Source organism: Streptomyces sp. NBC_00250 (genome assembly GCF_036192275.1).
GTDB lineage: Bacteria > Actinomycetota > Actinomycetes > Streptomycetales > Streptomycetaceae > Streptomyces.
In genome coordinates, this window is sequence record NZ_CP108088.1 from 2,050,747 (window position 1) to 2,072,043 (window position 21,297).

At 71.8% G+C, this 21,297-nt stretch carries 23 protein-coding genes; 6 read left to right on the top strand and 17 right to left on the bottom strand.

What is annotated here, in order from left to right; translation table 11 throughout:
* Positions 1-10: 10 nt before the first annotated feature.
* Positions 11-229: a hypothetical protein gene (locus OG259_RS09165; protein WP_266898412.1), complete on the bottom strand. Its 219-nt coding sequence runs from the start codon at positions 227-229 to the stop codon at positions 11-13.
* A gap of 435 nt (positions 230-664) precedes the next feature.
* Positions 665-2,224 carry an MFS transporter gene (locus OG259_RS09170; protein ID WP_328941804.1) on the bottom strand — a complete coding sequence of 520 codons (1,560 nt, stop codon included), beginning with the start codon at positions 2,222-2,224 and terminating at the stop codon, positions 665-667.
* Positions 2,225-2,394: 170 nt separating this feature from the next.
* On the opposite strand from OG259_RS09170, the gene OG259_RS09175 reads away from it, so the two are divergent.
* Positions 2,395-2,835: a MarR family winged helix-turn-helix transcriptional regulator gene (locus OG259_RS09175; protein WP_328941805.1), complete on the top strand. Its 441-nt coding sequence runs from the start codon at positions 2,395-2,397 to the stop codon at positions 2,833-2,835.
* A gap of 37 nt (positions 2,836-2,872) precedes the next feature.
* Here the strand turns inward: OG259_RS09175 and OG259_RS09180 are convergent, their stop codons facing one another.
* From OG259_RS09180 to OG259_RS09205, 6 genes are all read right to left on the bottom strand, one after another.
* Positions 2,873-3,451, bottom strand: a complete 579-nt coding sequence (locus OG259_RS09180) for a hypothetical protein (protein WP_328941806.1) — start codon at positions 3,449-3,451, stop codon at positions 2,873-2,875.
* Positions 3,448-4,623, bottom strand: coding sequence for an ROK family glucokinase (locus tag OG259_RS09185; protein ID WP_328941807.1), 1,176 nt, complete (start codon positions 4,621-4,623; stop codon positions 3,448-3,450). The genes OG259_RS09180 and OG259_RS09185 overlap by 4 nt, the downstream gene beginning before the upstream one ends.
* Before the next feature lie 56 nt (positions 4,624-4,679).
* Positions 4,680-5,486, bottom strand: coding sequence for an ATP-binding cassette domain-containing protein (locus OG259_RS09190; protein ID WP_328941808.1), 807 nt, complete (start codon positions 5,484-5,486; stop codon positions 4,680-4,682).
* Positions 5,483-6,553, bottom strand: coding sequence for an ABC transporter permease (locus tag OG259_RS09195; protein WP_328941809.1), 1,071 nt, complete (start codon positions 6,551-6,553; stop codon positions 5,483-5,485). The genes OG259_RS09190 and OG259_RS09195 overlap by 4 nt, the downstream gene beginning before the upstream one ends.
* Positions 6,550-7,569, bottom strand: coding sequence for a sugar ABC transporter substrate-binding protein (locus OG259_RS09200; RefSeq protein ID WP_328941810.1), 1,020 nt, complete (start codon positions 7,567-7,569; stop codon positions 6,550-6,552). Before OG259_RS09200 ends, OG259_RS09195 begins: the two co-directional genes overlap by 4 nt.
* A 123-nt stretch (positions 7,570-7,692) precedes the next feature.
* Positions 7,693-8,412 (bottom strand): GntR family transcriptional regulator, encoded by a 720-nt coding sequence (locus OG259_RS09205; RefSeq protein WP_266900951.1) that lies wholly within the window; start codon positions 8,410-8,412, stop codon positions 7,693-7,695.
* A 139-nt stretch (positions 8,413-8,551) separates the two neighbouring features.
* Between OG259_RS09205 and OG259_RS09210 the strand changes: the two genes are divergently transcribed.
* Positions 8,552-9,550: a Gfo/Idh/MocA family protein gene (locus OG259_RS09210; protein ID WP_328941811.1), complete on the top strand. Its 999-nt coding sequence runs from the start codon at positions 8,552-8,554 to the stop codon at positions 9,548-9,550.
* A 48-nt stretch (positions 9,551-9,598) separates the two neighbouring features.
* Here OG259_RS09210 and OG259_RS09215 read toward each other — a convergent pair whose 3' ends face one another.
* The 3 genes from OG259_RS09215 to OG259_RS09225 are packed head-to-tail and all read right to left on the bottom strand — an operon-like array spanning position 9,599 to position 12,697.
* The gene (locus OG259_RS09215) at positions 9,599-10,777 is read right to left on the bottom strand and encodes a cytochrome P450 family protein (protein WP_328941812.1); all 1,179 of its coding nucleotides are present in this window, start codon (positions 10,775-10,777) and stop codon (positions 9,599-9,601) included.
* A 37-nt stretch (positions 10,778-10,814) separates the two neighbouring features.
* On the bottom strand, positions 10,815-11,489 hold the full coding sequence (locus tag OG259_RS09220) for a response regulator transcription factor (protein WP_328941813.1): 675 nt from the start codon (positions 11,487-11,489) through the stop codon (positions 10,815-10,817).
* Entirely contained in the window at positions 11,486-12,697 is a 1,212-nt protein-coding gene (locus OG259_RS09225; protein ID WP_328941814.1) for a sensor histidine kinase, read from the bottom strand. Before OG259_RS09225 ends, OG259_RS09220 begins: the two co-directional genes overlap by 4 nt.
* Before the next feature lie 146 nt (positions 12,698-12,843).
* On the opposite strand from OG259_RS09225, the gene OG259_RS09230 reads away from it, so the two are divergent.
* Positions 12,844-13,065 carry a hypothetical protein gene (locus OG259_RS09230; protein ID WP_328941815.1) on the top strand — a complete coding sequence of 74 codons (222 nt, stop codon included), beginning with the start codon at positions 12,844-12,846 and terminating at the stop codon, positions 13,063-13,065.
* 17 nt (positions 13,066-13,082) lie between these two features.
* On the opposite strand, the gene OG259_RS09235 is transcribed toward OG259_RS09230, so the two are convergent.
* The 3 genes from OG259_RS09235 to OG259_RS09245 all read right to left on the bottom strand — a co-directional run bounded on the left by OG259_RS09235 (position 13,083) and on the right by OG259_RS09245 (position 15,194).
* Positions 13,083-13,439, bottom strand: a complete 357-nt coding sequence (locus OG259_RS09235; RefSeq protein WP_328941816.1) for a hypothetical protein — start codon at positions 13,437-13,439, stop codon at positions 13,083-13,085.
* Positions 13,440-13,450: 11 nt separating this feature from the next.
* Positions 13,451-14,383 (bottom strand): DMT family transporter, encoded by a 933-nt coding sequence (locus OG259_RS09240; protein WP_328941817.1) that lies wholly within the window; start codon positions 14,381-14,383, stop codon positions 13,451-13,453.
* Positions 14,384-14,582: 199 nt separating this feature from the next.
* Complete coding sequence (locus OG259_RS09245) at positions 14,583-15,194, bottom strand: dihydrofolate reductase family protein (protein WP_328941818.1); 612 nt, start codon at positions 15,192-15,194, stop codon at positions 14,583-14,585.
* A gap of 171 nt (positions 15,195-15,365) precedes the next feature.
* Here OG259_RS09245 and OG259_RS09250 point away from each other — a divergent pair, with 171 nt between their 5' ends.
* The gene (locus tag OG259_RS09250) at positions 15,366-16,106 is read left to right on the top strand and encodes an SDR family NAD(P)-dependent oxidoreductase (protein ID WP_328941819.1); all 741 of its coding nucleotides are present in this window, start codon (positions 15,366-15,368) and stop codon (positions 16,104-16,106) included.
* Positions 16,107-16,405: 299 nt separating this feature from the next.
* Here the strand turns inward: OG259_RS09250 and alc are convergent, their stop codons facing one another.
* Together alc and allB are read right to left on the bottom strand one after the other, a co-directional pair.
* Positions 16,406-17,524, bottom strand: a complete 1,119-nt coding sequence (gene alc / locus OG259_RS09255) for an allantoicase (RefSeq protein ID WP_328941820.1) — start codon at positions 17,522-17,524, stop codon at positions 16,406-16,408.
* A 3-nt stretch (positions 17,525-17,527) separates the two neighbouring features.
* The gene (gene allB / locus OG259_RS09260; protein WP_328941821.1) at positions 17,528-18,862 is read right to left on the bottom strand and encodes an allantoinase AllB; all 1,335 of its coding nucleotides are present in this window, start codon (positions 18,860-18,862) and stop codon (positions 17,528-17,530) included.
* Positions 18,863-19,199: 337 nt separating this feature from the next.
* On the opposite strand from allB, the gene OG259_RS09265 reads away from it, so the two are divergent.
* Positions 19,200-20,006 carry an IclR family transcriptional regulator gene (locus tag OG259_RS09265; protein WP_328941822.1) on the top strand — a complete coding sequence of 269 codons (807 nt, stop codon included), beginning with the start codon at positions 19,200-19,202 and terminating at the stop codon, positions 20,004-20,006.
* Between the two features lie 70 nt (positions 20,007-20,076).
* On the opposite strand, the gene OG259_RS09270 is transcribed toward OG259_RS09265, so the two are convergent.
* On the bottom strand, positions 20,077-20,769 hold the full coding sequence (locus OG259_RS09270; RefSeq protein ID WP_328941823.1) for a nitroreductase family protein: 693 nt from the start codon (positions 20,767-20,769) through the stop codon (positions 20,077-20,079).
* A 68-nt stretch (positions 20,770-20,837) separates the two neighbouring features.
* Between OG259_RS09270 and OG259_RS09275 the strand changes: the two genes are divergently transcribed.
* Positions 20,838-21,239 (top strand): winged helix-turn-helix transcriptional regulator, encoded by a 402-nt coding sequence (locus OG259_RS09275; RefSeq protein WP_328941824.1) that lies wholly within the window; start codon positions 20,838-20,840, stop codon positions 21,237-21,239.
* The last annotated feature ends 58 nt before the right edge of the window (positions 21,240-21,297 follow it).

The following is a 21,297-nucleotide window of genomic DNA, read 5'->3' on the forward strand; positions in this document are numbered from 1 at the left end:
GATATACCGCTCAGAGACCGGCGATACCGACGTTGACACCGGCGAGGCCCGTGACGACGCCCGGCACGGCCTGCACGCCCTGGACCGTCTGGAGGGAGGTCACGGTGCCCAGGACGGTGCTGACGTCGCCGATCACGGCACCGGCGAGGCCACCGGTGATGGCGAGGCCGCCGGAGACGGCGTCCAGCTCGGCGTCGGCGATCTCACGGGTCTCGATGTCGTTACGCATGTGTGCGCACCCTTCAATTCGTGTGAATGTTTTTACCCCGGCCGGAATCAAGCACCGTTCCGACGGCGGCCGCGATGGGCAGATGTAAGCACGCGAACGGGTTACCCGGCCAACCGAGTTGACGTGCCGCGGCACACGAATTCATCACCGAAACGAAGAGCGTTTCGATCCATCAGGAAGATCGCCCGCAGATCGCCACAGGTTCTCCGCAGGATCGAGTAACAGAAATCGACCCTCCGTCGCCCCGGCGGAACGCAAGGGGACATAGGCACCTCAACCGGCGGGAGCGCGGCCGGCGGGTCGAGGAAGGACACAAGGGGAGGCGCCCCCTCCACTCGCACGATGTGAAGATTCGCCGGAGCGACGCTCGGTGACGACGACGACACACCAGGTGCCGGCCGAACCCGAGCGCCGCTCCGGCGAAGAGGGCCTCGCCTAGGACGCCGCGACCGTCGCCGTCGCCCCCTCCGAAGCGGAAGCGGAAGCAGAGGAAGGGGCGGAGGCAGAAGCGGAGAGAGGGGCGGAAGCGGAGGCAGAGTCCTCGGCCGTCGCCGGAGTCGTGCGGGGCGCCTGCCGACCGCGCAGACCCAGCCCCGCGATCGCCGCGACCAGGGCGAAGGCCGTGGCCCCGATCCAGAAGGTGAGGGTGAAGCCGGACTCGGCGGGCAGGGGCGGGACCCCGGCCGGAAGGTGCTCGATCGTCTGCGAGGCGAGGATCGTGGTGACGACCGCGCTGCCGATCGCGCTGCCCGTGGAGCGGGAGATGGAGTTGATGCCGTTCGCGATGCCGCTCTGGTGGTGCGGAACGCTCGACATGATGACCGCCGGCATGGCCGCGTATCCGAAGCTCACGGCGGCACCGACCACGACACCCGCGCCGATCACCGAGGCCGTGTGACCGTGATCGAGGGCGAGCCAGGCGAAGCCGACGGCGCCGAGGCCGGCGGCCAGGGCGAGGGCCGCGCGCGGGCCGCGGTGGCGGACCAGCTGGCCGCCGATCGGGGAGGCGAGCAGCGAGACGATCGCGCCGGGCAGCAGGAACTCCACGGAGGCGCGCAGGATGGACGCGTCGAAGCCGTAACCGGTGAGGGCCTCGGGCATCTGGACGAGGTAGGAGACGCCGAGGAAGTTCGCGAACATGCCGAAGCCGACGAGGATGCCGGCCAGGTTGGCCATGAGCACGGGACGGTGCACGAACATCTTCATGTCGACGAGCGGTTCGCGGACCTTCCGTTCCACGAGGACCCAGACGACCGCCATGACCGCGGCACCGGCGAAGCTGCCGAGCGTCCGGGCCGAGGCCCAACCCCACTCGTGGCCCTGCGAGATGGGCAGCAGGAGCAGCAGCAGCGTGATGCCGAGGGTCAGCGCGCCGAGGAAGTCGGTCCGGCCGCCCGTCTTGTGGCGGGTCGCGGGGACGAGGAAGACGACCGCGAGGAGGGCGAGCGCCGCGAAGCCGGTCGCCATCCAGAAGGCGCTGCGGTAGTCGGCGTCGGACCCGGAGGTGAGCAGGCCGGTGGCGACGAGCGCGAGGCCGCTGCCGAAGGCGAGGGTGCCGCTGACCAGCGACATGGCGCCGGGCAGCCGCTGCGGCCTGACCTCCTCGCGGAGCACGGACAGGGCGAGCGGGAAGATCGCGGTGGCGGCGCCCTGGAGGACGCGGCCGAGGATCAGCAGGGGCAGCGAGGTCGCGAGGGCGGCGACCACGGAACCGACGACCATGACGCCGAGCACGGCGACGAGGGTCGGCTTCTTGCCGTGCTGGTCGCCGAAGCGGCCGAGCAGCGGGGTGAAGACGGCGGCGGAGAGCAGCGTGGCGGTGGTCACCCAGCTCACGTTGGCGGTCGAGGTGCCGAGGTCGGCCCGGATGAGGCCGAGGATCGGGACCGGCAGGGTCTGCATCATCGAGACGACCATGGCGGCGAGGCTCAGGGCGAAGACGATGACCGTCTCGCGCCGGGGATCGGCGGTGGACGTCGTGGGGGCGTGGCTCATGGCAGAGGAGGGCCTTTTCAGTGCTTCGGCAACGTCGGCGCTTCGGAGCGTCACTGCTTCAGATCGTCGATGTTTGATGTCATCAAGTACTTCGCCGACGGTAGACCCCGATACTTGAGGTGGTCAAGTAAACAATTGATAATGTCAAGTGTTCTGAGTACGCTCGAACCATGAGCGCGACGACCCCCGTGACCCCCACCAAGCTCCAGCTCCTGGAGCTCCTCGCCGCCATCGGCACGGCCCAGTGGCGCGACTTCGCGGCCGCCGCGGCCCACCACGGACTGACCTCCACGCAGGCGAAGGTCCTCGCTCAGCTCGACGGCCCGCTGCCGATGCGCGCCCTCGCCACCCTGCTCGTGTGCGACGCGTCCAACGTCACCGGGATCATCGACCGCCTGGAGGCCCGCTCCCTGGTCCGCCGCGAGCCCGACCCCGCCGACCGCCGCGTCAAGAACGTCGTGGCGACCGACGAGGGCCGGGAGATCATCCGTCGCGTCCGCGAGGAGATGCAGGCCACCGGCGGGGCGCTCGACACCCTCGACGAGGACGAGAGCACGACGCTCTACGCCCTGCTCGCCCGGCTGCGCCCGGGCATGGAGAAGAACGCCTGACCTGGGGACACACGACCCGGAGGGATCCGGGGAGGCCTCAGGGGCTCGTCGTGGAGACCGCGTACACCCGGGGGAACGCCGGGTCGGTGAGGTCGACCGTGATGTCGGTCGTCGGGCGCGGCTCCTCGCGCTTCACCGTCGTACCGGCCCAGTTCATGCCCTCGGCGAAGGTCCAGCCCGCGATGTCGGCGTCGCGTTCGCCGACGGTGATCCGGCCCGCGGTGAGTTCCGCGCGACCGGTCCCGGACTCGGCGAGGAAGCCGTCGAGGCCGGCCGCGGTGGTCGTGAACTGGACGTACAGCCGGCTCGTCTTCCAGTTGCTGGTCTCGTAGTACGCGACGCCCCAGGCCCCGCCGGGAACCGGGACCTCGAAGACCCGGCGCTTCATCAGCGACGGCCAGTTGGCCTGGAGGCCGGCCGCCGAGGACTCGCGCTCCTTGTCACGTCCGCTGTCCCGGCTCTGACCTGCGGAGATGACGAGATAGCCGGCCGGGATGCCGACCAGGAGCACGATGATGACGGCCGTGATCCAGCGGCGGCGGATCATGTGCCGACGGTCCTCGGGAAGCTTGCCCCGGGGGTCGCGCGGCGGGGTGGACTGGTGGGGCAGGGTCATGAAGGCGGATCCTCGGGGGTACGGGCGGCCCGGCCCGAGGTCCCGTTGCGCAGGGCCTGGGCGTAACGCTCGTACCGTTCGTACCGCTCCACCCGGCGCCGGTTGGCGCGGCGGAAGCGGCGGGCGACGAGCCGGGCGAGGTCGGCGGCACCGACCATGCCCGCCTCGGGGCCGAGCTGGGCGCGGGTGATGCGGGCCTCGGGACGGTAGCCGCGGCCGGTGAGGTGGCGGCGGAAGGAGTCCCTCGCGGGGCCGATGAGCAGGTCGTCGGCGGCCGAGACACCACCGCCGATGACGAAGCAGGAGGGGTCGAGGGCGGCGGCCAGGTTGGCGATGCCGACGCCGAGCCACTGGCCGATGTCCTGGAGCAGCTCGACGCACATGGCGTCGCCCTCGCGGGCCAGCTCGGTGATGAGCGGCCCGGTGATCTCCGGGACGTTCCCCTTGACCCGTTCGATGATGTTGTACGCGACCGGGGAGTCGGCGGCGGCCAGCTCGCGGGCCTCGCGGACCAGCGCGTTGCCCGAGCTGTACTGCTCCCAGCAGCCGCGGTTGCCGCACGGGCAGCGATGGCCGCCGGGGACGACCTGCATGTGGCCGAACTCGCCGGCCACCCCGTACTTGCCGCGCTTGACCTGGCCGCCCTCCAAGATGGCGCCGCCGATGCCGGTGCCGAGGGTGATCATGACGAGGTGGTCCTCGCCCCGTCCGGCACCGAAGCGCCACTCCGCCCAGGCGGCGGTGTTGGCGTCGTTGTCGACCATGACGGGGACGGCGAGACGGCCCTGGAGGGCGTCCCGGAGGGGCTCGTTGCGCCAGGCGAGGTGCGGGGCGAAGAGCACGGTGGCGCGCTCGGCGTCCACCCAGCCCGCCGCGCCGATGCCGACGGCGTGCACGTCGTGCCGGTCGGAGAGGTCCAGCACCAGCTCGACGATGGTGTCCTCGACGACCTTGGGGCTCTTGGACTTGTCCGGGGTCTCCGTGCGGAGCTTCTCCAGGATGTTGCCGTCGGCGTCGACGACACCGGCCATCACCTTCGTACCGCCGATGTCGATGCCGACGGTCGGCACCCGGGGCGCCGTCAGATGGGAGCGCCGCTCCCGGGTGCCGACGGTCCGCAGCACGGTGCCGCGGGCGGAGCCCCGGTGCGCGAGGTCACGGTAGGTACTCATCGGCTCCGATTCTGCCAGGTGGGGTGTCAAGGGGCCGTTACATCGGGGCGGCGCCGCTACGGCCCGGAGGGCCGCTCCAGCTCGTGGCGGAGGTCCTCCAGCTCGGTGCCGCCGGCCATCTGCCGGGTCAACTCGTCGAGCGTGACGGAGCCCTTGGTGTGGCTGCCGGCCATCACGCCGCGCTTGAGGAGGACGAACCGGTCGCCGACGAGATAGGCGTGGTGCGGGTTGTGGGTGATGAGAACCACGCCGAGTCCCTGGTCGCGGGCGGCGGCCACGTACTTCAGGACGACGCCGGACTGCTTGACGCCGAGCGCGGCGGTCGGCTCGTCGAGGACGAGGACCTTGGCGCCGAAGTGGACGGCGCGGGCGATGGCCACGCACTGGCGCTCGCCGCCGGAGAGGGTGCCGATCGGCTGGTCGACGTCGCGCAGGTCGATGCCCATGCGGAGCAGCGCCTCGCGGGTGGTGGTCCGCATCAGGCCGACGTCGAGCCGCTTGAAGGGTCCGGAGCCCTTGGTGGGCTCGGAGCCGAGGAAGAAGTTCCGCCAGACGGGCATGAGCGGGACGACGGCGAGGTCCTGGTAGACGGTGGCGATGCCCCGGTCGAGGGCGTCGCGAGGGTTGGCGAGCGTGACCTCCTCGCCCTCGATGCGGAAGGTGCCCGCGTCGTGCCGGTGCAGCCCGGCGACGATCTTGATGAGGGTGGACTTGCCGGCGCCGTTGTCGCCGAGGACGCAGGAGATCTCGCCGGAGCGGACCTCCAGGGAGACCCCTTCGAGGGCGCGGATGTTGCCGTAGTACTTGCTGACGTCGTCGAGCTCGACGAGCGGAGCGGACTCGGTCTTCGTGGCCGTCGTCACTTGGTGGCCTCCACGCGCTTGCGGATCCAGGCGTTCAGCAGGGTCGCCAGGAGGAGCATCGCTCCCAGGAAGAACTTGAACCAGTCCGGGTTCCACTCGGCGTACACGATGCCCTTGCTGGTCATGCCGAAGATGAGGGCGCCGACCGCCGAGCCGATGGCGGAGCCGTATCCGCCGGTGATCAGACAGCCGCCGATGACGGCCGCGATGATGAAGATCAGCTCGTTGCCGACGCCCTCGCCCGACTGGACGACGTCGAAGGAGAAGAGCAGGTGCTGGCCGGAGATCCAGGCGCAGAACGCCACGCCCATGTAGAGGCCGATCTTCGTCCGGTAGACGGGGACGCCGACCGCGCGGGCCGCGTCGGCGCCGCCGCCGACCGCGTAGATCCAGTTGCCGAAGCGGGTCCGGAGCAGGATCCAGGTGGCGAGCGCGACCAGGCCGAACCACCACAGGATGGTCACCTTGAACTCGACGCCGCCGATGGTCAGCTGCGAGGCGAACAGCTTGCGGGCGGAGTCGAAGCCCTCCATGTCGGCGATGGTCTTGGTGGAGACGGTGCCGCTGATGAGCTTGGTGAGGCCCAGGTTCAGGCCGGTCAGCATGAGGAAGGTGCCGAGCGTGATGATGAAGCTGGGCAGCTGGGTACGGGTCAGCATGAAGCCGTTGAAGACGCCGATCGCCAGCGTGACGAGCAGCGAGACGCCGACCCCGACCCAGACGTTCGCCGTCATCTGGTAGCTGAACATCGAGGAGATCAGGGCCGAGCTGGTGACCAGGACACCGGCGGACAGGTCGAACTCGCCGCCGATCATCAGCAGCGCGACGGGGACGGCCATGATGCCGATGGTGGAGGCCGCGTAGAGCACGGTCCCCAGGCTGGACGGGTTCAGGAAGCTGTCGGCGACCACCGAGAAGAAGACGAAGACGGCGATCGCGCCGACGATCGAGCCGAGCTCGGGGCGGGCGAGGAGCTTCTTCAGCGGGGTGGTGCGCAGCAGCCGCTCGTCGACGTGGTCGATGCCTGAGGGGCCCGAGGGTCCGGACGCCGGGGCGGTGGAACTCATCGGGTGCCCCGCTCCGCGTACTCGACGAGCCGGGCGGCGTCGTCCTTGGTGATGATCTGCGGGCCGGTGAGGACCGGCTTGCCGCCGCCGAGGACGTTGGCGTTGTAGCGGTACAGCCAGAGCAGGTCGACGGCCTCGTAGCCCTGGAGGTAGGGCTGCTGGTCGACGGCGAAGCCGAGGGTGCCGGCCTGGAGGGAGGTCGCGACCTTGGCGTTGAGGTCGAAGGTGTCGATCTCGGCCTTGCTCCCGGCGCTCTTGGCGGCCTGGACGGCGGCGTCGGCGAAGGGGGCGCCGAGGGTGACGACGGCGTCGACGCTCTTGTCGGACTGGAGCTTGGCCTCGATGGACGCCTTCACGTCGGGCATGTTGGTGCCGTCGACGTAGAGGTTGACCAACTCGCCGTCGAAGGTCTTCTTCGTTCCGGCGCAGCGCTGCTCGTGGCCGACGTTGCCCTGCTCGTGCAGGACGCAGAGCGCCTTCTTCTTGCCCCGCTTGTCGAGTTCCTCGCCGACGGCCTCGCCCGCGACGGTCTCGTCCTGGCCGATGTGGGTGAGCGCCCCGTACGCCTTGGACTGCTCGGCGCCGGAGTTCACGGTGATCACCGGGATGCCGGCCTTGACGGCCTTCTCGACGGCGGCCTTCATCGCGTCGGGCTTCGCGAGCGTGACGATCAGACCGTCGACGCCCTTGGCGACGTACGAGTCGATCAGCTGCGCCTGCTGCTGGGCCTCGTCGCTGTGCGCGTAGAGGAAGTTGATGTTGTCCTTGGCGGCGGCCTGCTTGGCGCCCTTCTGGACGATGTCCCAGAAGGTGTCGCCGTCACCCGAGTGGGTCACCATGGCGAAGGTCCAGCGGGGGGTGTCGACGGCCGCCCTGCCCTGGGCCTCGGCGGCCTTGCGCGCGTCCTCCGCCCGCTTTCCGCCGGTGCTGCTGCACCCGGCGAGCGCCCCGGTGAGCGCGAGCGCGAGCACGGCGCCGACTGCGGCCCGTACCCCTCCTGTCCGAAGCCTGGTCACGAGGCCGTGCCCTCCTTTGTGTCCTTTGCGTGCATTGCAGTCGTGCATTGCAGTATCGGTCATGCAGGTCGTGGCGCTTGTCAGGGGGCCTGTGTCCGGCCTTTCCCGCCGGTGGGGTACGGCCTACGGACGGACCATCAGCTGGAACTCGAAGGAGTAGCGGGCGGCCCGGTAGAGGTGGGAGCCGTACTCGACGGCGCGGCCGGTGTCGTCGAAGGTGACGCGTTCCATGGTCAGCAGCGGGGCACCCTCCCGCTCGTCCAGCAGGGCCGCCTCGGCGGCGGTCGCGGCGCGGGCGCCGACGGCCTGGCGGGCGCTGTGCAGGGTGAGCGCGGCGGAGCGGAGCATCCGGTAGAGGCCGGTGGCCTCCAGCCGGGCGGTGTCCGGGTCGACGAGTCCGGCGGGGAGGTGGTTGCGCAGGTACGCCATGGGCTCGCCGTGTGCGGTGCGGAGCCGTTCGAGATAGAGGACCTCGCTCCCCTCGGGTACGCGGAGGGCCGCGGCGACCTGGCCGGTGGCGGGTTCGAGGCGGTTGACCAGGACCCGGGTGGCGGGGACCTGTCCGGCGGCGTCGAGGTCGTCGTAGAGGCTGCTCAGTTCCAGCGGGCGGCGGACCGTGCTGTGCACGACCTGGGTGCCGACGCCCCGGCGGCGGACCAGGAGGCCCTTGTCGACGAGGCTCTGGATGGCCTGGCGGACGGTGGGGCGGGAGAGGCCGAGGCGGGTGGCGAGGTCGATCTCGTTGCCGAGGAGGGTGCCCGGGGTCAGCGTCCCGTTCTCCACGGCGCTCTCCAGTTGCTGGGCCAGCTGGAAGTAGAGCGGGACCGGGCTGGTGCGGTCCACGGAGAGCGGGGGCAGGGCGGAGCCTGACTGCTTGGACACGGGGGGAGCGTAGCCCGGTGCGCTGATGACGGGAAGTCGTGACGTCCGGTTGTCCTGACAAATCCTTGACACCGGGGACGTACGGCTCCACGGTGGGGCCATGCGCATCGGACTCATCGGTACGGGACGGATCGGGAGCTTCCACGCGGGGGTGCTGGCCCGCCACCCGGAGGTCGAGTCGCTGGTCGTGGCGGACGCGGACGCCGTCCGGGCCGCCGGGGTCGCGGGAGCGCTCGGGGCGGAGGCGGCGCCGGACGTCACCGCGCTGTTCGCGCACGCCCTGGACGCCGTGGTGATCGCCTCCGCGACGGCCGCGCACGCCGAGCTGATCGCCCGCGCCGCGGGCGCGGGGCTCCCGGCCTTCTGCGAGAAGCCGATCTCCCTGGACGTGCCGGGAACGACGGCCGCGCTCACGGCGGTGGCGGAGGCCGGTACGGAGCTCCAGATCGGCTTCATGCGGCGCTTCGACCCCGGGTACCGGGCGGCGCGCGAGGCGGTGCGCTCTGGCCGGCTCGGCCGGCTGCACACCGTGCGGGCGGCGACCTCCGACCCGGAGCCGCCGCCGGCCGCGTACCTGCCGCTCTCCGGCGGTCTCTTCCGCGACTGTCTGGTGCACGACTTCGACATCGTCCGCTGGGTGACCGGGCGGGAGGTGGTGGAGGTGTACGCGACGGGTTCGGACGTCGGACCGGCGATGTTCCGTGACGCCGGGGACGTGTCCACGGCCGCCGCGCTGCTCACCCTGGACGACGGCACCCTGGTCACGGCGACCGCGACCCGCTGCAACGGCGCCGGGTACGACGTCCGCATGGAGCTGGCGGGCGACCGGGACCAGATCGCGGTGGGCCTGGACGACCGCACCCCGCTCACCTCGGTGGAACCCTGGGCTCCGGCCCCGCCGGGGAAGCCCTGGACCGGCTTCCTGGAGCGGTTCGCCCCCGCGTACGAGGCCGAGCTCGACGCCTTCGTACGCGTGGTGCGCGGCGAGGCGCCCAACCCGTGCGACGGCCGGGAGGCCCTGGCGGCGCTCCGGATCGCCGAGGCGTGCGAGCGCTCGCGGCGGGAGCGGCGTCCGGTCCGGGTGGACGACATCGGCTAGGCGGGCGCGGCCCGGTCGGCAGGACATCCGTTCAGCGGCCCACCGGGTTCACCACCGGACCGGAAGGTGCCGGACTCCTCGCATGAGGAGGCCCGGGAGCCACTCCCAGGGCTCGCCCTCGGGGTCGAGTTCCAGGTTCGGGAAGCGGTCGAGGAGGGTCCGGAGCGCGATCCGGCCTTCGAGCCGGGCGAGCGGGGCGCCCAGGCAGTAGTGGATGCCGTGCCCGAACGCCAGATGGCCCTTGGTGTCCCGGCGGATGTCGAAGCGGTCGGGCTCGGGGAACCGGGCCGGGTCGCGGTCGAGCGCCCCGATGGCGACGAGAACGCTCTGACCTGCCGGGATCTCGGTGCCGCCGAGGGTGACGGGCTCCCGGCTGAAACGGAAGGTGCTGGTCTCCACCGGCCCGTCGTACCGCAGGGACTCCTCGATCGTCCCGTCCAGGAGGCTCGGGTCGGCGCGCAGGGCGGCGAGCTGCTCGGGGTGGGTGAGCAGATTGCGGACGGTGTTGGCGATCAGATTGACGGTGGTCTCATGGCCCGCGATGAGCAACAGATAGGCCATGGCCCGGAGTTCGGGCCCGGAGAGCCGGTCGCCGTCCTCGGCGCGGGCGGCGATCAGACCGGAGAGCAGGTCGTCGGTGGGGCCCGCGGCCCGCTTGTCCTCGATGAGCGCGTCGAGGTAGGCGCCGAAGTCCACCATGCTCCGGGTGAAGTCCTCGTCGCCGGTGGGGGTGACCAGCTCCGTCGACCAGCGGCGGAAGGTGTCGCGGTCCGCCGAGGGGACCCCGAGGAGCTCGCAGATGACGGTGATCGGCAGCGGATACGCGAAGGCCTCGACGAGGTCGGCCCGACCGGCCGGTTCCATCGCGTCGACGAGGTCTGCGGTGAGCCGCTCGATGCGGGGCCGCAGGGCTTCCACCCGGCGGCCGGTGAACTCGCCCGTGACCAGGCGGCGCAGCCGGGTGTGGTCGGGCGCGTCGGCCGAGAGGAGGTGGACGCCGATGATGTCCTCCTCCGGCGCCCGTACGCCGATCACGTGCGGGGACTTCGCGAGTCGGGGGTCGGCGAACGCCGCGCGGCCCTCCTCGTGGCCGACGACCAGCCAGAACCGGAAGCCGTCGGGCATCCGCACCTCGTGGACGGGGCCGGCCTCGCGGAACGTGGCGTAGTAGGGGTACGGGTTCGCGGTGAAGTCCGCGCCGTACTCCCCCAGTTCGATGACGGACATCACCGCAGACTAGCCGACTGTTCCCGGTCCCAAACGATCAGTTCCGGCCGTCTTCGTCCAGGAGACCGGCGTCGTGGACGAGGAGGGCGATCTGGACGCGGTTGTTGAGACCGAGTTTGGCGAGAACGCGCGAGACATGGGTCTTGACCGTCGGCACGCTCATGTACAGCTCGGCGGCGATCTCGGCGTTGGAGAGGCCTCGGCCCACGGCGACCGCCACCTCCCGCTCGCGGTCGGCGAGTTCGGTGAGACGTCCGGCGGCCGCGGTGCGCGGGGACTGTTCCGGCTGTTCGGCGACATGGGTCATGAGTTGGCGGGTGACGGCCGGGGAGAGCACCGGGTCCCCCGCGGCGACCCGGCGGACGGCGGCGACGATCTCGGCGGGCGGGGTGTCCTTGAGGACGAAGCCCGCGGCGCCCGCCCGCAGGGCGCGCAGCACCTGCTCGTCGGCGTGGAACGTGGTGAGGACGACGACCTCGGGCGCGCCGGGCCCGGCGGCGCGCAGCCGCTCGGTGGCGGTGAGCCCGTCCACGTGGGGCATGCGGATGTCCATGAGGAGGACGTCGGGGGCGTACCGGGCGACGAGTTCGGGGACCTCGCGGCCGTCGGCGCCCTCGCCGACGATCTCCAGGTCCTCGGCACCGCCGAGCATGAAGGTGAGGCCCGCGCGGACCAGGGGGTCGTCGTCGACGATGAGCAGCCGGATGGTCATGGGGGCCACGGTAGCCAGGCGTGGAGCGAGAATCCGCCGTCGGGGGCCGGTCCGTGTTCCATCCGGCCGCCGGCGAGGGCCGTGCGTTCGGTGAGCCCGATGAGGCCCTGGCCCGAGCCGGGGACGTGCGGGACCGGTCCGGCGGGCGCCGGATTGTGGATGTCGACGGTGAGGCCCTCGCCGGGACGGCCGCGCACGGTGACGGTGACCGTGGTGCCGGGGGCGTGCTTGCGGGCGTTGGTGAGGCCCTCCTGGGCGATGCGGTAGACCGTACGGCCGGTGGCGGCGGGCACGGCGGCCGGTTCGTCCACGGTGGTGTCGAGGACGACGTCCGCCCCGGCCTCGCGGGATTCCTCGATCAGCGCGTCGAGGGTGACGAGGGTGGGCTGGGGCCGGTCGCCTTCGCCGTTCTCGCCGGGTGCGCGCAGGACGCCGATGATCTCGCGGAGGTCCTGGAGCGCTTCGTGGGCGCTGTCGCGGATGACCCCGGCGGCGCGGGCGACCTGCTCGGGCGGGGCGTCGGGCCGGAACTCCAGGGCTCCGGCGTGCACGCTGAGCAGGGTGAGCCGGTGAGCGAGGACGTCGTGCATCTCGCGGGCGATGGCCTCACGGGCGAGCCGCTGGGCCTGGGCGGCGCGCAGCTCGGCCTCGGCCTCGGCGCGACGGGCGCGTTCCCTGAGGGCGTCGACGAGTTGGCGCCGGGAGCGGACGAGCATGCCCCAGGCGGTGACGAGCAGGATGAGGGTGAAGCCGAGGGCGATGGAGAGCCCGGTGTTGGTGGTGGGGTCGGGCCGGATGAACGCCTGCGCGGTGGAGGCGGCCACGGCGAGCGCGCCGATCGCGGCGACCTCACGGAAGGGCTTGCGTACGGCGACGCTGAACAGGCTCGCGAGGAGGGCGCCGGCGGCGACCGGGGCCACGACGTTGAGCAGCGAGAGCCCGATGGCGAGCCCGGCGGGCCAGCGGCGGCGCAGCCAGAGGGCGCAGCAGGCGGCGGCGCCCAGGAGTTGGTCGACGAGGGTGACGGCCCCGCTGGTGTACTGCGCGCTGGTGTCGGCGGCGATGAGGCCGACGAAGGCCGCGAGGAGGAAGAGCGAGGTGTCCACGATCCAGTCGCGGACGGTACGGCGGGGCCGCGCCGCTCCGTTCCCACCCGGTTCGACCAGGTGGGAGGGGAGCAGCCAGCGCTGCCGGTCCGTACGAGTCATGCCGGCAAATGTACGCAGCCGGGGGCGCCGTGCGGGGCATCGGCGGCGGGGCCGCTACCGAAGTCGCGGAGGTCGATACTTCGGTCGCGGCGCCCGTGGACCTGCGACGGACGCGGCCGGTCCCGGGGCCGCGCCATGATCACCTCATGAAGAAGTTTCTGGAGGTCACCGGTTTCCTGCTCGCCCTCTTCGGTGTGGCCGGGGTGGTGCGCGAGCTGACGGACGGCTGGTTCCGGCTCCTCGGCGTGACCCGGTTCCTCACCGAGAACGTGTGGTTCCTGGAGGGCCGGGAGCTGTTCACCAACATCGTGATCGCGGTGCTCGGCCTGGTCCTCATGATCCTGTCGGACCGGGTGGCGAAGTCCTGACCGGTTCCTTCCCGGGGTCAGGCGCTCGCGGAGTCGAGGCGCTTCACCTCGGCGAGGTGCTCGGCCATCCGGTGCGAGACGGAGCCGCTGGTGTAGAGGGCGCCGCCGACGACGGCGAACGGGACGGAACCGCCTAGGAGGGCGAGCATCCCGGGCCAGTCCCGGCTCGCGACGCACTCCTTGTCGTGGACGTACTCGCTGGTGAGGAGGGCGGGGCAGGGACTGCCGCCGCCGTCGGCGTCCTCGTACGGGGTGAGGAGCTGGACGCCGAACCAGACCCAGAGCAGCGCGGCGATCGTGAAGAGGCCGAGGCCCCAGCCCTGGGTGCGCCGGGCTTTGGCGCGGAACTCGTTGTCGTAGGCAATTGAACGCATGGTCGAAGAACCTACCGGGCGTCGCCGTCGGCGGCCCGGCGACCCCAACTGGTGCCCGCCAGAACGAGGATCGCGCCCGCGAGGCCGAGGACGCCGGGGCGGTCGCCGGCGAGGGCGATGCCCGCGGCGGCCGCCCACAGCGGCTCCGTACCGAGGAGGAGGCTGACCCGCGACGGGGAGCTGCGGCGGACCGCCCACATCTGCACGAAGAAGGCGAAGAGCGTGCAGAAGACGGAGAGGAAGAGCAGCCCCGCCCATTCGCGCGGCCCGAAGTCGAGGGCCACGGCCCAGGGCGAGGCGCCGGTGCCGGGGAAGGCGGCGATGACGGCGAAGACGGCCACGGCGGAGCCGAGCTGCACGGTGGTGAGGGAGAGCGAGTCGGCCGACCGGACCGCCTTGATCCGGGACATCGCCAGGACGTGGACGGTACGGGCGAGGGCGGCGAGCAGCATCAGCAGGTCGCCGAGGGAGGGAGCGGTGAAGCCACCGCCCTGGGTGAGGAGCACGACGCCGGCCACGGAGAGCGCGGCGGCGCCGAGGAACGCGCGGGGCGGCCTGACCTTGGTGACGGCGGCCTCGGCCAGCGGGGTGAAGATCATGGTGAGGCTGATGATCAGGCCCGCGTTGGTGGCGGAGGTGTGGACGACGCCGTAGGTCTCCAGGAGGAAGATCCCGCTGAGGATCAGCCCGAGGGCCCCGGCGCCGCGCCACTGGGCCGCGCTGAGCGCCCGGAGCCTGGCCCACCCGGCGACGACCAGGACGGGCAGCACCACCGCGAACCGCAGCACGAGGACGGCGATGACGGTGTGGGTGGTGGTGATGCCCTTGGCCGCGAGATAGCTCGCGCCCCAGACGACGGCGACGAGCAGAACGGGCAGGTCGGTGAGCCAGGCCCGGCGCGGGGCGCCGAGGGACACGGGGGCGGCGATCGACGAAGCTGACATTGCGGCCGTATCTCCAACACTCGGGGCGGGGTGGAGACTTCGACGGCTCGCACGTGGAGCGATCACCGTACCGGGACGGGCCTGTGGTGGCTACACCTTTCAGGGCTCCCCGCCTGCGGTGCGGGCGCCTGTGGGGTGCACGCGGGCGCGTGTCGTCCCTGTGGGCCAGGCGTGGCCGTACGTCAGGCGCGACGGTGGGTCAGGCGTAGCTGCCGTACTCGGGGCGGCCCGCGAGCTCGTACGTGGTGAGGGTGACGCCCGCGCCGGTGGTGCGCGCGTCGGTCAGCCGGAAGGCGGTGGGGCGGACGCCGTCGGTGAAGAGGCGGCGGCCGGTGCCGAGGATCACCGGGAAGACGAGCAGATGCAGGGTGTCGATCAGATCGTGGTCGAGCAGGGTCCGGGCGAGGCCGCCGCTGCCGTGCATCTGGATCTCGCCGTCGGTGCGCTCCTTGAGTGCCCCGACCTCCTCGACGACGTCGCCGCGGAGCACGGTGGTCCCGTCCCAGTCGGCGGATTCGAGGGTGGTGCTGGCGACGTACTTGGGGAGCGCGTTGAGCTTGGTGGCGATCGGGTTGGCGGGGTCCGTCTGCTTCGGCCAGTAACCGGCGAAGATGTCGTACGTGCGGCGGCCGAGGAGGAAGGCGGTCGGCCGGGTGAAGACCCCGTCCATGAACCGTCCGAAGTCCTCGTCCCCGAACGGCACGGACCAGCCGCCGTGCGTGAAGCCGTCGCTGGGGTCCTCCTCCGGGCCGCCGGGGGCCTGGTGGACGCCGTCGAGGGTCAGGAACTGGGTGAGGCTGAGCGTGGCCATGGTGGTGCCCTTTCGTCTCCGGTCCATCGTGTCTCAGCAGTTCGGACCGTGCCGCCCGGCGGAACTCATCGGTGATCGGATCGGCGTCCGATTCGTGCCAGCCTCGGGACGCCCCGGCGACTTTCATTGAACCCGCAACCACATACGGCTTCTTGCTACGGAGGTTTCGGGATGTCCACGATGAACGGCGCGGCGGTACTGGTGACGGGCGGCAGCCGCGGGATCGGCGCCGCCACGGCCGTGCGCCTCGCGCAGGAGGGCGCCGACGTCGCCTTCACGTACGTCCGTGACGAGGTACGGGCCAAGGAGGTCGCCGCACGGATCGAGGCGACCGGGCGCAAGGCGCTGCCCCTGCGGGCGGACGCGGCCGACGCCGGGGACGCGGCGGGCGCGGTGCACTGGGCGGCGGACGCCCTGGGCCGGCTCGACGTCCTGGTGAACAACGTCGGTGCCGGTGTCCTCGGGCCGCTGGAGTCCCTGGCCCTCACGGACGTGGACCGGGTCCTCGCGGTGAACGTCCGGGCGGCGTTCCTCGCCTCGCAGGCGGCGGGCGGGCGGCTGCCGGACGGCGGGCGGATCATCACCGTCGGCAGCTGCATGACCCAGCGGGTGCCGGGGCCCGGCGGGACGCTGTACGCGATGAGCAAGTCGGCCCTGACCGGCCTCACGAAGGCGCTGGCCCGGGAGCTGGGCGGCCGTGGGATCACGGCGAACCTCGTCCACCCCGGCCCCGTCGACACCGACATGAACCCGGCGGACGGACCGTACGCGGAGGGCCAGGCGGCCATGACCGCACTGGGCCGCTTCGGCACCCCGGCCGAGGTGGCCGCCATGGTCGCCTTCCTGGCGGGCCCGGAGGCACGGTACGTGACGGGCGCGGAGTTCTCGGTGGACGGCGGGCACGCGGCGTAACACCTGCGAGGGGGCGCTCGGCGCGGCACCGCCCGTACGGGGCCCGACTCGAAGCGCCCGTACGTGGGCCGACTCGAAGCGCCCGCAGACCGGGCCGGCCAGTGAGCCGAAGGGCGCCGTCGTTCCACCGGCTCGACGCGCCCGGAGGCGAACCGAGCCCCCAAGAAGGGGGGTTACGCGAGGGCGCACCGGTGCTGTCGGTCCGGTGCGCCCTCGCGGGCCGGGCGGGGTGTCGCACCCGCCCAGTTCATGGGGCGGGCCGGGGGGGGTCCCCCGGCCCGTCCGTGTTTCCGGGTCGGTCAGCCGCCCAGTTCCTGGTGGCGGGCCGCGAGCCGGGCCGTACCGGCCTCCGTGAGGGAGCCGAAGAGGCGGAGGCGGGAGATGCCGCCGTCCGGGTAGATGTCGATCCGGACGCGGGAGCCGACCGCCGGGGTGTCGAGCACGAAGCGGTGGTTGGTGTCGGGCTGGAGGCGGGTCCGGGGCAGGATCTCGGTCCATTCCTCCGAGCCCTCGGCGGCGACGGAGAGCGCGGCCCAGCCGGCGCTGTTGCCCTTGAGGTACGCGGTGTCGATCTCGACGGCGCGGATCTCGGACTCGGCGACGAGCTGGTAGCGGATCCAGTCGTTGCCCTTGTCGCGGCGGCGGCGGGTCTCCCAGCCGTCGTCCATCTTGCGGGAGCGGCCCGGCTGGATGGTGTTGGTGGCCGGGGAGTAGAAGCGGTCGGAGGCGTCCTCGACCTGGCCGCCGTTCTCCAGGGCCGCGAGGTCGAAGGTCCCGAGGACCCCGAGCCACGCCGGGTCGGGGGCGACCTCGCCGTAGACACGGAGGCGGGCGATGCCGCCGTCGGGGTGCTGGTTGACGCGCAGGTGCGTGAAGCGCTGCTCGACGTCGACGGCGAAGCCGTTGGCGGCGTGGCCGCCGACGGCGGTGCGCGGGACGAGCGTCGTCCACTTCACGTCGTCGGCGAGGAGCTCCTCGGGCGACGGCGAGCCGGGGACGGAGGCGGCCTCGACGGAGACGGCCTGCGGGTAGTTGCCGCGGAAGTGGGCGGTGTCGAGGACGATGCCGCGGACGACGCCCGGGGCGCCGAGCCGTACGAGGGCCCAGTCGTGGTCGTCCTCGGTGGGGTGCGGCTGCTGGGCGGAGACGCCGCGGCGGCGGCGGGTCTCCCAGCCGTCCATGATCTTGCCCTTGTGGCCGAAGTGCTCGGGGTCGAACTCGGCGGCCTCGGGCTTGAGCATGTTCTCGCGCTCGGCGAAGAACTCGTCGTTGGCGGCGATCACGCCCGCGCCGAGGCGCCGGTCGGCGAGGTCCGCGTACCGGGTGAAGGGGAAGTCGGCCGTCCGGTAGTCGGCGTACGGGTCGCCGCCGCCGTAGGGGCTGGCGTCGCCGGTGAAGGAGGGTATGCCGGTGCTCACGGGTCAGTTGTTCCTTTCGAGGAGGCTGCCGGAGGGCTCGGCGAGGGTGCCGTGGTCGGCGATCCGCTCGCCACGCAGCCAGGTGGAGGTGACGACGCCGTGGAGGGTCTTGCCCGCGTAGGCGGTGATCCGGTTGCGGTGCTGGAGCTCGGCCGGGTCGACGGTGAAGGTGGCCTCGGGGGCGAGGACGGCGAAGTCGGCGTCGCGGCCGGCCTCGATGGCGCCCTTGCGGGTGAGTCCGGCGAGCCGGGCCGGGCCCTCCGACATCCAGCGGACGACGTCCGTCAGGTCGAAGCCGCGGCGACGTGCCTCGGTCCAGATGGCGGGCAGGCCGAGCTGGAGGGAGGAGATGCCGCCCCAGGCGGACGCGAAGTCGGGCGTCTTGAGGTCGGTCGTGGACGGGGAGTGGTCGGAGACGATGCAGTCGATCGTGCCGTCCGCGAGCCCCTGCCACAGCGCGTCCTGGTTGACGGCCTCGCGGATCGGCGGGCAGCACTTGAACTCGGTGGCGCCGTCCGGGATCTCCTCGGCGGTGAGGGTGAGGAAGTGCGGACAGGACTCGACGGTGACCTTGACGCCCTCGGCCTTGGCGGCGGCGATGACCGGCAGGGCGTCCGAGGAGGAGAGGTGCAGGACGTGGACGCGGGCGTTCAGCCGGCGCGCCTGGTTGATCAGGTTCTCGATGGCCGTGTTCTCGGCGTCCCGGGGACGGGAGGCGAGGAAGTCGGCGTACGCGCCGCCGGAGCGCTGGGGGGCGGCGGCGAGGTGGTGGGGGTCCTCGGCGTGCACGATCATCAGGCCGTCGAAGCCGGAGATCTCGGCGAGCGAGGTGGCCAGCTGCTCCTGGTCGAGCTCGGGGAACTCCTCCACGCCGGACGGCGACAGGAAGCACTTGAAGCCGAAGACGCCGGCGTCGTGGAGCGGGCGCAGGTCCTTGACGTTGTCGGGCAGGGCGCCGCCCCAGAAACCGACGTCGACGTGGGCCTTGGCGCGGGCGACCTCCTGCTTGACGCGCAGGTTCTCCACGGTGGTGGTCGGGGGCAGCGAGTTGAGGGGCATGTCGAGCAGGGTGGTGATGCCACCGGCGGCGGCCGCGCGGGTGGCGGTCCAGAAGCCCTCCCACTCGGTACGGCCGGGGTCGTTCACATGCACGTGGGTGTCGACGAGTCCGGGCAGGACGACGTCGTCGCCGACGTCCTCCAGCCGGGCACCGGCGGGTACCTCGGCGTCGTACGGCAGCACGGCCGCGATCGTCCCTCCGGAGACGGCGATCGACGCCGGGCGTGTCCCCTCGGGGGTGATGACACGCGTCGAGCGCAGGACCAGGTTGACGTCCACCCGTACCCCTCTTCCAGTGCTTCGAGAAAAAATTCAACGAACTGTTGAAGGAGTCTTCACTTCCGGACGACATGTCGTCAAGGGCACACTTCCAGCATGGCCGCCTACACCGGCCGCCGCCGAAGGTCGCTTGGATGTTTCCACGAAGTGGAATGTAAATTTCGTACAGTAGAACGTAGCTCCGTACATGCGGGGCTGACCCGGACCGCTCCGGGCCGTCACCGACACCGGACAAACACGTCCTGACCGGCCCTGACGCCGACAGCGGGACCGTGTGCCCCGGCCGATGGGCCGGTAGGCTGCTGCCTTGCCCGCCTGCCCCGAAAGGACCGTTGACGTGCCGACGTCCAGCGCCAGCACCACCGACGCCGCCAAGCCCGCCGCAAGCGGTGGCGTCCAGTCCCTTGAGCGTGCCTTCGACCTCCTCGAGCGGATGGCCGATGCCGGGGGCGAGGTCGGGCTGAGCGAGCTCTCCGCCAGCAGCGGACTCCCGCTCCCCACCATCCACCGCCTGATGCGCACCCTGGTCGCCTGCGGCTACGTACGCCAGCAGCCCAACCGGCGGTACGCGCTCGGCCCCCGGCTCATCCGACTCGGCGAATCCGCCTCCCGCCTCCTCGGCACCTGGGCGCGCCCGTACCTGGCGCGGCTCGTCGAGGAGACCGGCGAGACGGCGAACATGGCGCTGCTCGACGGCGACGAGATCGTGTACGTGGCACAGGTGCCGTCCAAGCACTCGATGCGGATGTTCACCGAGGTCGGCCGGCGGGTGCTGCCGCACTCTACGGGCGTCGGCAAGGCACTGCTGGCCCACACCCCGGCGGAGGAGGTCCGCGCGCTGCTGGCCCGTACCGGCATGCCGGCGGCCACCGAGAAGACCATCACGACGCCGGACGGCTTCCTCGACGCGCTCGTCGCGGTCCGCGAGACGGGGTACGCGGTCGACGACAACGAGCAGGAGATAGGAGTCCGCTGCCTCGCGGTCTCCGTCCCGGACTCCCCCACGGCCGCGGCGATCTCCATCTCGGGCCCGGCGGGCCGCGTGACGGAGGCGGCCACGGAGAAGATCGTCCCGATCCTCCAGGAAGTGGCCCGAGAGCTCTCGGCGGCCCTGGCGAACACGACGGGCAACGGCGGGTCGTAGCACCCCGCTTCCCCCGCCCACCACGGCGCGAGCGGCGCCCGCCCGCCCCCGCCGTGTGGGCGCAAGGCGCCTACTCCCGGCGTGCGGCGCCCTCCTTCGCGCCGTGCCCTCCGCAGAACGCGCCGTGGCGTCCGTGGAAGACGTTGCGTTCCAGGGCGCGCCGGCCGGGATGGCGCCGTTCCTCCGCCGGGTAGCCGACCGACATGAGCAGGGCGATGGCCAGGTCGTCCCGGTCGCCGATCCCGATCACCTTCTTCACCTCGGCCTCGTCCCAGCCGTTCATCGGCGAAGTGGCCAGACCCAGCTCGGTCGCGGCGAGCATCACGAAGGATGCCGCGATCACGGCGTCCTTCACCGCGTACTCCCGCAGGAGACCACGCCGGTCGAGGTCCTCCTGAAACGCGGTCGAGGCGGCGGAGAACATGGTGATGAACTCGTCGTCCCAGGCGCCGTTGCGGCGGGCCCGGTCGTGGACGTCACTGTGATCGTCACGCCAGGACTGCGGCTCGGCGACGAAGACCAGGACCACGGGGGCCTCCCGCGGCTGGGGTTGGCCTCCGGTGGCCCAGGTCAGTCCGTCGCGGCCCTCGTCGTCGGTGACCACGACGATCGACCGGTCCTGCAGATTCCAGCTGGAGGGTGCCTGGACCGCGAGTTCGAGCAGCGTGGTGAGGGCGTCGGCAGGGATCGGGTCGGGCCGGTAGTGGCGGACGGTGCGGCGGGTGCGGATCGCGTCGGCGACGGAAAGCCTGCGGTTCGTCATGACACGAACTATTGGAGAGTCACTCTCCATTGGGAAGAAGGCACTTATTGGTGCGTTACTCTCCCGGCATGAAGACCGTCGTGGAATCCTCCGGACTACCGGCCGACGCCTACTCCGCGAAATGCCCGACCCGCCAGGTCCTCGACCACATCGCCGGCAAGTGGACGATCCTGGTCGTCGACGCCCTCCTCGAAGGCACCCTGCGCTACACCGACTTGAGCCGACGCATCGAGGGCGTCTCACAGAAGATGCTCACCCAGACCCTGCGCGGCCTTGAGGCCGACGGCTTCCTCACCCGCACGGTGTACCCGTCCATCCCGCCCAAGGTCGAGTACGACCTGACGGACCTGGGCCGGAGCCTCGCCGAGCCGATCACCGCACTCCGGCGATGGACGGAGACCCACATCAACGAGATCGAACGGGCCCGGGCCCACGCCACCGCGGCAGCGAGGAACACCCCGGCGCCGTGACCCACCGCGCCGCATCCGTCAGGCGGTGACCCGAGCCCCGGCCCCGCGGGGGCGGCCG